Source organism: Deltaproteobacteria bacterium (genome assembly GCA_020845775.1).
GTDB lineage: Bacteria > Bdellovibrionota_C > UBA2361 > SZUA-149 > JADLFC01 > JADLFC01.
On record JADLFC010000051.1, the window covers coordinates 1 to 15,117 of the forward strand.

12 protein-coding genes are annotated in these 15,117 nt (G+C 46.8%); 9 read left to right on the forward strand and 3 right to left on the reverse strand.

The genetic code is table 11. From position 1 onward, the window contains the following. Positions 1–211: 211 nt before the first annotated feature. From tal to IT291_03480, 5 genes are read left to right on the forward strand one after another with little or no spacing between them, the layout of a single operon-like run. Positions 212–1,333, forward strand: coding sequence for a transaldolase (gene tal, locus IT291_03460; protein ID MCC6220281.1), 1,122 nt, complete (start codon positions 212–214; stop codon positions 1,331–1,333). Positions 1,334–1,379: 46 nt separating this feature from the next. Further along, positions 1,380–2,273 carry a decarboxylating 6-phosphogluconate dehydrogenase gene (gene gnd / locus IT291_03465; GenBank protein ID MCC6220282.1) on the forward strand — a complete coding sequence of 298 codons (894 nt, stop codon included), beginning with the start codon at positions 1,380–1,382 and terminating at the stop codon, positions 2,271–2,273. Further along, positions 2,270–3,829, forward strand: a complete 1,560-nt coding sequence (zwf, locus tag IT291_03470; protein ID MCC6220283.1) for a glucose-6-phosphate dehydrogenase — start codon at positions 2,270–2,272, stop codon at positions 3,827–3,829. Before gnd ends, zwf begins: the two co-directional genes overlap by 4 nt. Beyond that, positions 3,829–5,136, forward strand: a complete 1,308-nt coding sequence (locus tag IT291_03475) for a glucose-6-phosphate dehydrogenase assembly protein OpcA (protein ID MCC6220284.1) — start codon at positions 3,829–3,831, stop codon at positions 5,134–5,136. The genes zwf and IT291_03475 overlap by 1 nt, the downstream gene beginning before the upstream one ends. A 2-nt stretch (positions 5,137–5,138) precedes the next feature. After that, positions 5,139–6,314 carry an acyl-CoA dehydrogenase family protein gene (locus IT291_03480; protein MCC6220285.1) on the forward strand — a complete coding sequence of 392 codons (1,176 nt, stop codon included), beginning with the start codon at positions 5,139–5,141 and terminating at the stop codon, positions 6,312–6,314. On the opposite strand, the gene IT291_03485 is transcribed toward IT291_03480, so the two are convergent. The 3 genes from IT291_03485 to IT291_03495 are packed head-to-tail and all read right to left on the reverse strand — an operon-like array spanning position 6,315 to position 9,662. Next, entirely contained in the window at positions 6,315–6,713 is a 399-nt protein-coding gene (locus IT291_03485; protein MCC6220286.1) for a hypothetical protein, read from the reverse strand. After that, a complete protein-coding gene (locus IT291_03490) occupies positions 6,710–8,302 on the reverse strand; it encodes a sigma 54-interacting transcriptional regulator (protein ID MCC6220287.1) in 1,593 nt (530 codons plus the stop codon). The genes IT291_03485 and IT291_03490 overlap by 4 nt, the downstream gene beginning before the upstream one ends. 19 nt (positions 8,303–8,321) lie before the next feature. Then, the gene (locus IT291_03495) at positions 8,322–9,662 is read right to left on the reverse strand and encodes a hypothetical protein (GenBank protein ID MCC6220288.1); all 1,341 of its coding nucleotides are present in this window, start codon (positions 9,660–9,662) and stop codon (positions 8,322–8,324) included. Between the two features lie 186 nt (positions 9,663–9,848). Between IT291_03495 and IT291_03500 the strand changes: the two genes are divergently transcribed. The 4 genes from IT291_03500 (at position 9,849) to IT291_03515 (ending at position 15,089) form a co-directional block, all read left to right on the forward strand. Next, positions 9,849–10,448 carry a response regulator gene (locus IT291_03500; protein MCC6220289.1) on the forward strand — a complete coding sequence of 200 codons (600 nt, stop codon included), beginning with the start codon at positions 9,849–9,851 and terminating at the stop codon, positions 10,446–10,448. A gap of 22 nt (positions 10,449–10,470) precedes the next feature. Continuing rightward, the gene (locus IT291_03505; GenBank protein ID MCC6220290.1) at positions 10,471–13,395 is read left to right on the forward strand and encodes a response regulator; all 2,925 of its coding nucleotides are present in this window, start codon (positions 10,471–10,473) and stop codon (positions 13,393–13,395) included. A 39-nt stretch (positions 13,396–13,434) separates the two neighbouring features. Then, positions 13,435–13,902: a hypothetical protein gene (locus IT291_03510; protein ID MCC6220291.1), complete on the forward strand. Its 468-nt coding sequence runs from the start codon at positions 13,435–13,437 to the stop codon at positions 13,900–13,902. Positions 13,903–14,123: 221 nt separating this feature from the next. Continuing rightward, the gene (locus IT291_03515; protein ID MCC6220292.1) at positions 14,124–15,089 is read left to right on the forward strand and encodes a serine/threonine-protein phosphatase; all 966 of its coding nucleotides are present in this window, start codon (positions 14,124–14,126) and stop codon (positions 15,087–15,089) included. The last annotated feature ends 28 nt before the right edge of the window (positions 15,090–15,117 follow it).

Sequence of the window (15,117 nt, forward strand, 5' to 3'; positions counted from 1 at the left end):
ACGACTGTCCGCGATTACCTACTTTCTTAAGTGTAGATTAGGTAAAAAGTGATTTATAGAGAACCTACAATTTCTACTCTTGCTAAAGAGCCAATATTAGTCGACTCTCGTAAAGGGGCAAGCAAAAGTAGCGACAAAACTTTCTATTTGCTTGTCCGCATTTGCATCTAAATTCTGTTATTTTGTTTTACTTTAGTAGGAATCTAACCCAATGGCTGTTAATGCACTTAAACAATTGACTGAACTTGGCCAAAGTGTCTGGTACGATAACATTAGTAGAGATATGATTGCCGATGGGACTCTTAAATCCCTAATAGAAAACTATTCAGTAAGGGGGCTCACATCGAACCCCAGCATTTTTAATATGGCCATTGGCGGCAGTGCTATATACGATAATCAAATTAAGTCGGCGCGCAAGAATGGCTTAGATACTAACCATATTTTTGAACAACTCGCCGTAAAAGATATCGGCGATGCAGCAGATATAATGGCGCCGATCTTTAAATCTAGTGAGGGCAACGACGGTTTTGTTAGTATCGAAGTCTCGCCACTCTTGGCACATGACACTAAAGAATCTGTTGTCGAGGCTAAGCGACTTCACTCGGCTCTCTCTAGACCCAATATTATGATAAAAATACCTGGGACTCAAAACGGTTTGCCGGCTGTTAGAGAATTACTGGAAGAGGGAATTAACGTAAATATCACTCTATTGTTCTCAGTGGAAAACTACCGACAGGTGGCTATCACTTATTGCGAGGCACTAGAAGCCAGGATTAAAAAGGGCTTGCCAGTGGATAAAGTGCGCTCAGTTGCAAGCTTCTTTGTAAGTCGAGTTGATTCCGCTATAGATGCAAAGCTACAGAAAATTATAGACGGCGCTGATGCCGCACGGGGCAAACGGGCTAAGGAATTACTAGGGCAGTTTGGCATAGCAAACTCAAAACTTGCCTATCTAGCATTTAAGGAAATATTTCATGGTGATCGGTTTAAAGCTTTGAGAGACAAAGGAGCAAGCGTTCAGAGACCTTTATGGGCAAGTACGAGCACAAAAAATCCAAACTATAGAGATGTGATGTACGTAGAAACTCTCATTGGACCAGAAACAGTTAACACTATGCCGCATGCTACGCTCGAGGCATTCGCAGATCATGGCATTGCGACCTTAACTCTGGATAAGATGGTCGCGGAGGCAAAGGCAGTAAAGGACTCTCTAGAAGACTTAGACATTGATACTCATAAAGTGCTTCAGGATTTGCAGGTCGATGGCGTAAAGAAATTCGAAGAGTCTTTTTTGGCAATTGGTGAGACCATCTCTAAAAAGATTGCTGAGTAAAATTGTTTTACAAGTGCGCTGGGTTTTTTCCTAGGAGAATGTTTATATGCAGATAGCTTTTGTGGGCTTGGGTAAAATGGGCGCCAATATGGTGCGGCGGTTGATTCGCGGAGGACATGAAGTTGTTGGCTACGATATGAACGCAGCCACTGTTTCTGAACTCCAAAATGAGGATATGATAGCAGCGGATGGGCTTGCAGGTCTGGTAAAAGCTCTGAATAGGCCACGAGTAGTTTGGATGATGGTGCCAGCAGGAAAGATTGTAGACGAAACTATTGCTTCCTTAATCCCATTGCTAGATGCGGAGGATATTTTAATTGATGGCGGCAATAGCCGCTATACTGATACGATAGAGCGAGAACTAAAGCTTAGGTCTAAAAACATTTACTATTTAGATGCAGGGACTAGTGGGGGGGTGTGGGGATTAAAGGTGGGTTATTGCCTGATGGTAGGCGGAGATAAAAAGGCCGTCGATATCGTTAGCCCAGTATTTAAAACCTTGGCTCCGGAAAATGGTTTCTTGCACGTTGGGCCGAGCGGTGCTGGGCATTATGCAAAAATGATTCATAACGGAATCGAATATGGCATTATGCAGGCCTACGCCGAAGGTTTTGATTTGCTTGAGAGCTCGAGGTTTGAGTTCGATTTGCCGTCTATATCGCAGTTGTGGAACCAGGGCAGCGTAATTCGCTCATGGCTGTTAGAGCTAATTGCGGCAGCACTTAAGGAGGATCCAAAGCTCGAAGAGCTAAAAGGTTATGTTTCAGATTCTGGCGAAGGAAGGTGGACAGTGCAGGAGTCAATCGATCTCGCGGTTCCAGCGCCAGTCATCACGGCCTCACTGCAGGCGCGATTTAGGTCGCGTCGGGAGAATACTTTTAGCGATAGACTTCTTGCAGCTATGCGAAATCAATTTGGGGGCCATGCCGTTAAAAAATGACTAATCCATTTAAGTCGAGCGAATTGACATCATTGCGGGAGTTGCCACCTTGTGCCGTTGTAATCTTCGGGGCTTCAGGAGATTTGACCAGCCGCAAACTGGTTCCTGCACTGTACAATTTGTTTGTAGACGGTTTATTGCCAAAGCAATTTGAAGTGATTGGAGTCGCTCGTCGCGATATGTCCGGCGAGGCCTTTGTCCAAGTCCTCGAGGAGTCATTAAAAGCACATTCGCGAAGGAAGCTAAGCGATAAGGCCGCCTGGCAAACTTTTTCATCACATGTCTCTTACCTCTCAAGCGAGTTCGATGCGCCAAAGGGCTATGCGCTATTAAAGGAAAAATTAGAGGCGCTCGATCGAGAGTCTGGAATTCAACACGACCGCATCTTCTATCTAGCGACATCACCGGATTATTTTGAGATTATACCTAAGCAGTTATCGGTTGCTGGCCTTCTCAATTCCGAGCACGTTTTTTCTTCGGAGTCGCCCGGGCTTGCTCGCGTCATTATAGAAAAACCCTTTGGTCACGATCTCGCTTCGGGACGAGGGTTGAATAGGGCATTAGCTAGTTATGCGCGAGAAGATCAGATATATCGAATAGATCACTATTTGGGCAAAGAAACGGTTCAGAATTTGCTAGTTTTTCGCTTTTCGAATGGCATATTTGAGCCAATCTGGAATCACAAATATATCTCGCATGTGGAAATATCTGTTTGCGAATCGGTGGGTGTCGGAAACAGGGCAGGGTATTTCGATCGCGCAGGTATCCTTCGCGACATTGTGCAGAATCACGTGATGCAGCTCCTGTGTTTGGTTGCACTCGAGCCACCAGTGGCGTTTGAAGCCGATGCCGTCCGCGATGAGAAGGTAAAGGTCTTGCGCTCAGTGCGAGTTATCCCTCAATCGGAAGTGTCGCAGAAGGCTGTTCGAGGTCGCTATCTGGCAGGTCATATAGCTGGTAAAGACGTTCCCGGATATTTGGCGGAACCAGGGGTAAGTGAGGATTCGGTCACGGAAACCTTTGCCGCTATGGAACTAATGATCGATAACTGGAGATGGGCAGGGGTTCCCTTTTTTATTAGGGCCGGAAAACGCCTTCCCAAAAGGGTTACAGAGATATCGGTTCACTTTCACAAAGTCCCGCTTACGCTTTTTTCTGGGGAAGAGGTCGACGTATTGCGGCCAAACATCCTATCGTTCCAGATTCAACCAGATGAAGGCATATCCCTTAAGATTAGTGCAAAACCTCCCGGCCCAAAAGTTCAGGTGCAGCCGGTAAATATGGAATTTAGTTATGGAACCTCTTTTGGCGTGGAGCCGCCAGAGGCGTATGAGAGGTTATTGCTCGATTGCATGCGCAAAGACGCAACCCTGTTTACTAGAAATGACGAGATAGAGGAATCGTGGAAAATAGTAATGCCAATACTGGGCGCTTGGAGCGATAAGGGTTATACTTCTTGTCCGGTTTATGGCTACAAGGCAGGAACTTGGGGCCCAGTCGCAGCTGATGAGCTCATTTCCAAGCGCGTTGGCATTAGCGGGTGGAGGCGCTTGTAGTGACTAGCGACAAGCCGGGCGGATGTCCGGAAAAGAGTTCCTCGCTCTTGCATCGATATTTCCAAGTCGATTTAGACAAAGTCGAGTCGGCCTTAAGAGCTATCTGGCGACAGACCGCCGAGCGAGATTTTGCAGAAGATTCCGAACGCGCAAAAAGCCTTCAGTCCAGCCCGCGCGTTAGGGCAATATTTTCGAATATTATTTTTCTTTGCTCATCGGAGAAAACGGGTGTCGAGCACGATGTAGACGAGTTAATTGGAGAGCTTTGCATTGCACATCCCTCGCGTTTTTTTGTAGTCGAGTTCTCGGCGGAAAAAAATTACAGCGATGCGAACAAAAGTGTTTTGCCAATCGAGACGTTTGTCTCATCGCGTTGCGCGTTGGCACATTCTGGAGCACACGTTTGTTCGGAGGAAGTCTACATAAGGACTAGTCGGGAGGGTTTCGCTGGAATTCCGAGCTTGCTTTTGGGGCTGTTAGTAGCAGATGTGTCGGCAGTCATGGTGCTAAATTGCGATCCATTTTTCCCTTGTGGCAGCAAAGGGCGTCGTAGCTGCGAAGATGGAAGTGGAGTAATGGAGTTGTTTTCTCTTCTGTGGCCCATCTGCGATCGCGTAATATATGATTCGCGGCAGTTCTCTAAATACCTTAGCAATGGGCCAAGGTTTATTGAGCATGTTGGTAGTCTATGTAAAAGGGCTCGCGAGGAGGATGGTATTGTCGGAGCGTCTGGTTGTGCAGGCAGTTTGGAAAACTCTGGACATGGCAATCTGGGTGTGCGCGACCTTAGCTGGGTGAGGCTTAAGGGATTTTGCGATTCTGTAGCTGGCCTTTTTGAGCTCCCTAGAGAGCAGGGAGCAGTGAGACGCATTGTGCGAGTGGTGATTGTTTGTAGCCAGTTGTCGGATGAATTTGTTGAATTGCCGTCTGATGCGTGTTTGCTGGGTGCTTGGATTTTAAGTCGACTTGGATTTACTCCGACAACTGTAAGGAAAATTAGTGGAGAGCCGAGAGGTTTTGAGGTATTAAGCCGCAATCTTTCTGGTTCCGAGGAACTCAAAGTCATTTTTTGTTCTCGTGGAGATAGTATAGATAATAGTTTTAGCGCCTGCGTGGACGAAGTTATATTCGATTTTGCGGCCGATACGAGAGTGCCAAGTGCAAGAGTTGCAAGGGGAGAGGCCTTATCCAAATTAGATATTTCGCTAGCGCGTATTTTAGTTTCGGAAATAAGAGCTTCTGGCGATGGCGATGAGTTAGCTATAATTTCAACAATGGTGCATAAACTGGGCGAGTTGATGGCGTAACTATGTTGTCGTTAAAATTAGGACAATCGGCAGAGAAACTGCAGCTAGATTTTGCGAAGTGGCTCAAAGCTAATCCGCCACCGGCGGTGGTTAGGCGACTTGATTTGGAAAGTTTTGTAGAAATTAGCACTAAGTGGCAAAGGCAACTTGCCTCTGAGCGATGGGTCGCAGTGCACTGGCCAGAAGAGTTTGGCGGACGGGGTTTAAGTTTAGTCGAGGAGGCCTTAATTCAGCAAATGCTTGCTGAAGTCAATTCCCCACAGCTAATCAATTTGTTTGGCATAACGATGGTGGGGCCAGTTCTAATCGAGCACGGTAGCCAGGAGCAAAAGAAGCGGTTTCTTTCTAAGATTCTCTCGGCGGAAGAGATTTGGTGTCAGGGTTTTAGCGAGCCTCAAGCGGGAAGTGACTTGGCCTCGCTAGGTACTCGGGCCGATAGGGTTCAGGATGGTTTGCGCGTATTTTGGCGCATCAATGGACAAAAAGTTTGGACCAGCTTTGCTCAGTATGCTGACTGGTGTTTTATGTTGGCGAGAACAGATGTGAATGCTCGTAAACATGAGGGGCTTAGCTATTTTCTCGTTCCCATGGAGGCAAGTGGTATCTGCGTTAAGCCCTTAATGCAGATTTCTGGAGACGATGAGTTTAATGAAGTTTTTTTCGAGGATGTAGAAGTTGAGCAGGAAAATATAGTGGGGAACTTGGGGGATGGTTGGAAGATAGCCATATCTACGTTGATGTATGAGCGAGTTGTATTGACATTTGCCAGGCATCTGCAATCTCATGCCGCACTGAAAGACAGCGCTGAAGTGTTGCGGCAGTTACCCAATAACGATCAATCGCTCGCTAGCTTCGGGCGCTTGTTAGCTAAGAACATGGCAATTAGGGCGCTAGCCATCAACCATCTCATTGCCTATAGCGAGGGTGCTACTCCTGGGCCGGAGGGATCCTTGGACAAGCTAATCTGGAGTGAAACATTTCAAGAGATTTGCTCGTTTGCGTTAGAGCTTCTTGGGGATTGGGCCCCGATTACGGGAGGAGCTGACTCGGTCAGGGATGGCATACACCAGTATCGCTATCTCTACTCCCGAGGCCGAACTATTGCAGCGGGCACGTCGGAGATTCAGCGAAATATTATTGCCGAAAGGATTCTTGGGCTACCGCGTACGGCTAATTAGTTAGTCTACGGAGTTGCTAGTGTCTCGCTGGGAGGTCGGCGCTTGGCGTGTTTTCTTTTTTGGCGCTGCTGCCTCCTCTTCTGTGCTTTTCATAGTCTCGTTATGCCAGGATTTAGCCAGTGCAATTGCTTCATCTATAAGCGGACACATTTGAGCAATTACTTCCGAAGCGATTACTTCCTCGAATATGGCGAGGTCACTGGCCGTAGCTTGCGCCACCAAAGGATTTGGGCGACGAGCTAGTGTCTCTGGCGTTACGGAGCTAATGTCAATCAAAAGTCTACCACTCTCGTCCTTAGATGTGCCAAGTACGCCATTTTCTAACATTGAAAGCACATCCGCACACGAAAGTTTTGTCAGATACAGGAATTTGGAGATGCTAACGAATTCCATTGTCATAGCAACTGTCTAGTAGCAGAAAAGAGTTCCATAGCCTTTTTTGAGTCCTTTATAAACTTGGCGGCCACTTCAATGTCGCCGCCGGCAAGTTCAAGAGCTTTGTTTCTTATGTTTTCTTCAAGCTCCATTAGGCAAGTTTCTAGGGAATCGACCTGGTGATTTGCTACTGATGCTGCGGTGAGTAAGGCAGCTTCTCGAAAAACATCACGCGGTGTAAGTTCTGGCTCCCTCAAAAGGTCGTTCATGGCTGTATTCATGCATTCAAAATCGATTAGCCGACTGTTTTTTATATCTGCTAATTCGACCAATCGCGCAATAGTATTTTCAAGTTGTCGCAAGTTCCCTGGCCATGTGGCACTGATTAGCAGGCGATAAGCATCTTCAGTTAGGCCCTCGACTGAAACTGGTTCTGCTAATTGGTGTTGTGAGTCTGTTTTACTAGAGTATGCGCGTTCGATTAACACCTTTGCCAAAGAAAAGCTTGCCCCCGCTGCTATATCGAGCCTGCGCGTGTCTATAGAAGAGAGAAAAAGTTGTAGACGCTCAAGTCGATAGGCAAAGTCTTCGCGAATACAGCCAGTCTCCACGAGCTCGTGCAATGGGCGATTAGTCGCAAAAATAAATCGAACATCGGCGACATGGCTATCGGCTTCGCCGACCCTTCTGTAAATTTTATTTTCGATAAAGGTTATCAGCTTGCCTTGTAGGTCCTGATCTATGCTCTGCAATTCGTCTATAAATAACGTGCCACTGTCTGCCAGCTTGACCAATCCCCACTTTTCCACGGCTCCAGTGTAGGCTCCAGCAACGGCGCCGAACAGTTCTGCTTGCACGAGCTCCGTTGACGAAAAATCTCGTGGTGTAATGCTAACAAATGGCCCGCGTCTTTGAGAAAGTTTATGCAGCGCTCGGGCTAATCTAGTTTTGCCGCTACCAGTGGGCCCAATGATTAGGGCGTTTTCGTTTGTGTAGCTGGCATAGCGCGGCAACCACTGCATCCACGTGTGTTGGCTCTTCGGATCGCACATAATAGGCACCCAGTCATCCTCCCATAAATGTGGCAATGGGCATTGACCGGATTCTCTCCGCTTCATCTCAGATATTACAAGAGGAAGAAGGTCTAGAAGCTGTTGCTCAAGTGTAGCAATAGTTGGCATACCGGATGGAGGCGCGATAGCGACGTTATCGATGAGACCGGAAGGTTTTAGTGATGAGCTATCCTTAAATAGAAGTGCGCCGACATAAGTTAGTTTTAAGGGATTGGACAGTGCTATAATGATGTAAATGTCGTTGTCGAATCTTTCGCGGAGTTGACTTAATAGGGCGCGAAGCCAGACGAGATCGCTTACTGCCATCCTGGCGTCAATATGCGCTATTAATACGTCGGGCCTTTCGGAGAACACTTTCGACCGCGCTTCCATGGGCGAGGTGGAGGTGATTTGCATGTTCTTGTAGTGAGAGGCGGCGGCAGAGCTGCGCAAGATGGCCGCGAGATATCTAGCATAGTCGGGAGAGCCTAGGATGCAAATGTCGAGGGAGAAAGAGTCTAACTGTTGGTTTGCGCTATGCGTGGATTGCTGCCCGGACATGTTGCGATCCTTCTATTAGTTATACTGACTTTCCATTGTTTGTACTAGCTTCTAGCATCTGAAGCAGCAAAGGCACGTTAGTGCCGAGCTTAGCTGCGCACACCCGCAAGTTACCGAGCGATTCATCCAGCGTTTTTCGAGCAAGCAGTGGATCGGGTAAGGCGTTCTGGGCAAAAAAGCACTTCTCCCATGCGTCTTTTATGTCGACTGCAAGGGTAAGGGGAAGCTCTATCGGTCCTTGGGACTGTTTGCGGCGAGTATGGCTTGTTGGGTTATCCCCGCTGGCGACGGCTTGGTAAACAGATTCCGTTATTACTGCACGAAGCTCCTTTATGTTTCCAGGCCATTCGTTAGCTATTAATTCCTTTAAGAAAGTTTGTGTAAGTTCAACCTTATGATGCGAATTAACAACGGCTTCCTCTATAAACTGTTGCACTAAGGGAAAAAAATCAGCAGACCTTTCTCTAAGAGGCGGAACCTCGACTGTAGGTATATCGAGCAGTTTTTTCCATCCCATGGCTGTCCTGCGACACTTAGTGCCCACTACGAGTGTAGTGTATTCGCCAACATGCCGATTTGTCGAGAGAGCTTGGCGGTTTTCGAGAACGCTGTTAAGGAGTTCGCCAATTGGATCGAATTCCACATGATCAATAAACACTACGTTTCCATATGATAGAAGTGGCTCAATGCGGGGATCTCTAGGGTTGCCAAATAGAGAAGATAGAACATCTGTCCAAATTTCGAGGTCGATTTCGGTAACGAATGTTTTGTTTTTACGCATAGCTGCATAGTGGCGTGCTAGGGTATTTCGTCCAGCCCCCGCCTCACCGACTATGACAAATACGTCTATCGGTCGTATTGCGAGAGATTTAATTTCGTTCACGCAGGCTTTAAAACTATCGGATTGGCAGATTAGGTGTTGTTGCGAATTATGTGCATTAGCTGCAGATGTCTGACTGTTAACTAATGCAAGCCGGTCGAGCTCTGCTTGTGCAGCTAGCAGCACTCTTTCCAAGCTTTGTTGAGAGCTCATCTCTATATAATCGATTGCTCCGTACTTTATGGCGGTTACTGCCACATTCAGGCTTGGTTCGTCTGTATACAAAATGGCACTAACAGGTTCGTTCTGTATTTCGGCAAGAATATCCATCGCCGATCCTACATCGCCCAGAACATAGTCGATGATGAGTAGTCTCGGTTTGCGTTCCAGGATTATTTCCAACATGTTTCTCGAAGGTTTAAGTCGAAAACATGACCATTTGCGTGCCGATAGTCGTTGTTCGAGTTCCCGAGCAAAGTTTTGTTTCTCAGGTTCCCGTTCGTTCAGTATAATGCACACATCGAATTGCACGGAAATCATATTAATCAAATATCCTTTGTCGAACCAATAATTTTCACGTGCCTAATATACACCATAGTGAGTCTAAATATATACTAGGGCGTTGGATTAGACGTGTCCGATAGATTTTTTGTAGAACCTAAGTTAAGACGCTTCATCCGATTGCGTTGATTCCAGAGTGATAGATAAGAGGCATTGGGAAGATTTATGCGCGATATACTAGTAGTTGAGGATGGTGCTAGTGAGAGGGAACGCCTTGAAAGGTTGTTCCTCGATGCGAATTTTTCAGTGGACGCTGTTGAGAGCGTTCAGGAGGCCGAGAGGTTGTTGAATTTGGATAAATATCGCTTGGCTATCCTGGACATAGGCTTAAGCGATAAATCCGGATCTTATTTATTTGAATCCTTGAGGCGTTCAAAACGCGCTTCTTATGTGATAATTTTGACAGGCAATCCTTCTGTCCATCTAAAACAGAGATTCCTAGATGAGGGTGCGTCCGCCTATATAGTTAAGGCGTCAGCTGCGGCAGAAAACCGGGCAATTCTAGAAACTGTTCAGGGTTTGCTCGGGAGTGTGAGTTTGCAAACGACTAAAGGGATCTCGCTAGAGGATTTTTTGCGCCTATGTGTAAATGGGCCGTCGCGCGGCCTGTTTCTAAATGATAGTGGAGAAATCCCAGCTTGCACTTATTGTGGCTGTTCAGATTATATAGTTTCTTTTGCGGATAAGACTCAGCTTCCCCCTGTAGTTGAAGGGCGAGTAATATGCGGCTCGTGCAAGAAAGAAATGAATCCTAAGATTGGCTAATGCCAGGCTAAAGTCTTTTCCTATGGACGCAAAAACCGAACGCATTTACCGCAATTCTGTTGAGACAATAGATAGGCTTCAGGATGCACACAGTGGCGATCATATTGCTACTTGCGTATTTTTACAGCTGTCCTTGGCGCTCGTTCTTCTTTTTATCGAGATAGTTATTGTTGCCCTTGGGGGAATTGGGTCTATGCTATTGCGTCTTTCCGCACTATTGCCGATTGCTTCTATTCCGTTGCTTTTTCGCGTAGTGAAACATCGGTATAGGGGTATACTCATCGTTATAGGCACTTCTCTCGCTGCATCTCTTTTGGCTAGCAATTTTTTGTTTGGCGAAGCGAGACTTATTCCCAGGGATTTTAGGATTATCGAGCCCATTTTTGTCCTTACCTACTTGTCCTATACCACCGTTACTTTGCCGTGGGCCCTCGGGATGCAGATGTTGTTGGGGGCGGTGCTGGCTTTTGTCGGATTTTGTCTATTTGTCTTAAGTAACGCTTCTAGGAGTGACGTATATCTCGAGGTGTTTTTGTCCACGATTAAAGTTAATGGGCTTGAGCTTCTTTTGCTCTGCGTCGCGATAATATCGTCTATAATCGTAGCAGCGTTAGTGCAGCGCCATCGCTTAGTTTATTTATCAAAGTTTCTCTCTGACCTAGGGCAATATTCATCAGCAGCAAAGACTCGTCACGGCACAAAAGTGGGGGACGTGATAGCAGGCATTGGTAAGATTCCTAGCGATTCTCGCTTTGGTTTTGAGGCAAAGCGCATTGAACGAATGGTTTTGGTGCTCTTGGTATTAATCACTATGTCGAGCCTCGTCTTCGTTGTGCTGTTAGGAGATGTTTCATACATGCGAGCTGGGGTGGCAATGTTGTGGCTTTTTTGGGGCGGACTGTTCTTGCTTTCCAAACGCGACGTCCCTCGGTCGCATATTGGCTATTTCGGTGCATTGCTTGCACTGCTCTTATTGTTATTGGCAGGCGGTATGACGTTTTACTTGTTTTCAAAACAGCAAGTGTGGGGAGTGGTGCCTATAGGTTTGGTTGCGTGCATAGGGTTAATTCCTTGGGCGATTAGCGAACTAGCGCCCCTTATCATTGCTGGCTTGTTGGTAGGTCTTAATTTTGTACATGTTGGTGGATATGGACTGATGGGGGTCTCCTTTTTTACTGCTACTTGTATCTTCATGGTTTTGTTATCCATGGTTTCCTATGCGAGTATTAGGGAGCGCTATCTGTTGACCGAGTTTAGTCGCTCGATAGTGCACTGTCGGGCGGCAGAAGAATTTTTGCGAGTTTTGGCAGATTACTTGACGACACTGTTTTCGTCTCATGGAGCGTTGGTGTCAAAAGGAACTGGTCATCTCGAGGTTGTGCGAGATGCTAGGGCTTATGTTTTAAATGGAATGGAATGGCCTATCGATAGGCGAAACCCTGAAAGTGATGCACCAGTTGATGGCGAATTTAGTGTGAATATTCGCGTTTTAGATTGGCTCCCCTCGCCGTTGGAGTTCTTTGATAGGCGTTTTGGAGTATTTTTTGCAAACCACGGAATCCTGATTGAGTTGAATGTACCAGGATTCCTACAGACCGAGACTATATTTCCGGCTGATATGCCAGGAAAAATGGAATTAAATAGATCGGCGCTAGTCTTTGTGGCGTTGAGGATGCCAATAGCCAAGTTCATACAGCGCAGTCACCTCAATCTTGCGCGAGCGTTAGGCGATCAGGTGTCGCTTGGGTTCGAATATTTGTATGAGAAATATCTTAGGTCGGCCTCCGAGAGGCGAGCCCGAAATAGCGCAGCCGACCACTCGTACGAGATGAGCTTGTTGGTTCATGAGATTAACAATTCAATTCAGGATGTAATTTCCTCCTGTGAGATGGCGCTGGAGGATTGCAGTGTTGACTTTAAAAGCGAAAGAAAGTCACGCGATGAAAGGGATGAGAAAAAAAAGGCCAGCAATGTGGTTTCGTATCTTAGGCGGATTGGCGTCACCGCACGGACTATGGCGACAGTTGTGTCTGATATTGAGAGGGAGCGAGAATTCGAAAAGAAGGAGGGATTGTCACCGCGAGAGTTCGTGGATCTTAGGCAAGTTATGCAGGACTCATTATCGTTTGCGCGGATTAGAGCGCAGCGCAGAAGGATTATGGTTGAGGTGGATCTAGGTGGACAGGAGGACGTGTGGGTTCGCGTGTCCAGTCGGGATCACCTGGAAACGGCCGTTCGAACTCTTCTGAATAATGGGATTGCTTATTCCAAGCCATCCAGCACTTTAAGTGTTGCGTTGCGATATTCCGATGCGTGGGTATGGATGGATTTTACAGACACGGGCCCGGGTTTTTCTAAGGAAGAGGCCAAGAGTATACTTTCTTATGGTGCGGCTTCGAGTGGAACCGGCAGAGCTACTGGGGATTCTAGTCTGTGGAGATGCAGGTGTTTTGCCGAGGCGCAAGGTGGCGGGCTGGATGTTTCGTCTGGAGGGGCTGGTAAGGGATCGACATTTGTGTTGACTCTACCTCGAGGAAGTAAACCAGCAAGCGTTGATGCTGTTACCGATGAAAAACCATGGGCGCTCATGATCGATGATGAGCAAGCGGTGACTCAAAGCTATGCTAGAATTGCGCGAGCATTTAATCTGGTGCCCGTGATTGCCCACACTATAGCAGCAGCACGCGAGGCCATCGATACGGGGAAGCGCCCAGCGTTTGTGATTACTGATCTGCGAGTTGGGGAGGATGGCGATGGCTATGAAATGGTGAGACTGCTTAGGGAGAAATACGGCTTGGCGCTACCTATTCTAGTAGTTAGCGGTTCGAGCGATTTTGACTTTGGAGATGATATTGAGAAATTAGGTAAAACACAGTTCGTGTCTAAGCCCATTGGACAAAGAGAATTGTACGAAAAGATTCAATTGTTAGTACATGAGAGAATATAGCTGCTGAAGTCAGAAAAAAGCAGTAAGGTCATGTGGAATATGGAGAACAAAAAAGAACTTGGTGAGTTGATGATCGCTATTAGCGATATCGGAGGCCGCATTGTTGCATCAAAAACAGATAGGGAGGCTATTAGGAAGCTGGTAGCCGATGCTATTTGCCATCGGCGGCAAGCTATAGTTTACAACTTGGCCAGGCAGTTTTTTGGGGGTTTTCTAGCCGATGCTCGTTTGTTGGTGGGCGGCCTCGGCGAAGGTAATGTGGAGTGGATTGGCATTACATCTCTGTCGCAACTGCGAACAATTGTTGGCGGGCGTTTTCAGATATTAAAACAGAGGTGGATTAGTGCTGGTTTTCCCATACGCGAGCATAGGGGTGACACAAAATTTGCCGGCCATATTAACCAGCATGAATGGGCAAATTTAGCAGCATGGTTGCGCACTCGTGGGTTTAAGGCTCGTTTGTGTGAGGAAGGTAGTGATAATTTATTTGAAATTGGGAAGTTGTAGAATGATTTTCTCGGAAAATGTTATTAGATATTAAGATTATTAGATAATCTGCCGTGTAAGTATATGTGTTATGAGCCTTAAATGTCTAGGAAGAAGTTAGAATTTTTCGACACGTCTTTGTAGCGATAGCGGTTCGTGTTTTGAAGAAATATATGTAGATGAATGTGAGAAGGGTTGTAGTCTTTTCTATGTTTGTAGGTTGTTAGTTTAAGGAGGCTAAGATGTTTGATGGACGAAGCTCGGTAAAGGGGCTTGTCAACGACAGAAGTGATTTGCAAATTCCCGCTGCCATTACTGATGTTGGTTGTGAACGAGACCTCAATGAGGATCGCTATGCTGCAATTGAATCGCGAGCGGGCAGGGCATGGGTGGTTTGCGATGGCATGGGTGGAGTAATGGGCGGCGAGCTAGCTGCGCAGCTAGCTATTGACGCGATTCGTCGCGGATTAGAAACGCGGGAATATGCTAGCAGAAAGGAAGCTCTTGTCAGTGCGATTGAAGAAGCCAATAGAGTTATTGTGCTTCGTAGGCAGAATCCCGCATTTAGCGCCATGGGTACTACAATTGTGGGATTGCTGGTAAAGGATAATGAGGCAGTAATCGCTCATGCTGGCGATAGCAGAGCATATTTAGTGCGAGATAACTCGATTCAGCAGTTAACTATAGATCATACCTACGTTCAGGATCTCGTCGATAAGGGCTTGCTAGATGAAGATGATGCGCTTTCTCACCCACAGGCGCATGTGCTCACTCGTTGTTTAGGCGCTGAGCCTCATCTAGATTTGGCGACGCAAGTTTATTGGATTTGGGATGTCGAGGACGGAGCTCCTACGGATAGTCTCGTTTTATGTAGTGACGGATTGTATAGCCTTGTTTCTGATAACGAGATTGCGGAGGTCGTTTCGCAGACGAGCCCACAGGAGAGCTGCGTTAGGCTCGTGGAGTTGGCAAAGAAACGAGGGGGTTACGATAATATCACCATCTCCATATTGCCTCTAGAGGGGCAACTGCGGGAGGAAAGCCCCGGAAAATTTCGCAATGGCAAAGATCGAACATCGGATCGCAGAAGAGCGACGAAGAAGTCAACTCTCCCCCAGCTTTCCATGGGGAAGAAAATAGTATTGATCCTTTTGCTGGCATTTCTTGGGAGTATGGTTGCGGTTTTGGGAGTCTTGTTGCAGCTGTGAGAGCTGTGAGATTTGGTTAGGCCGAGAG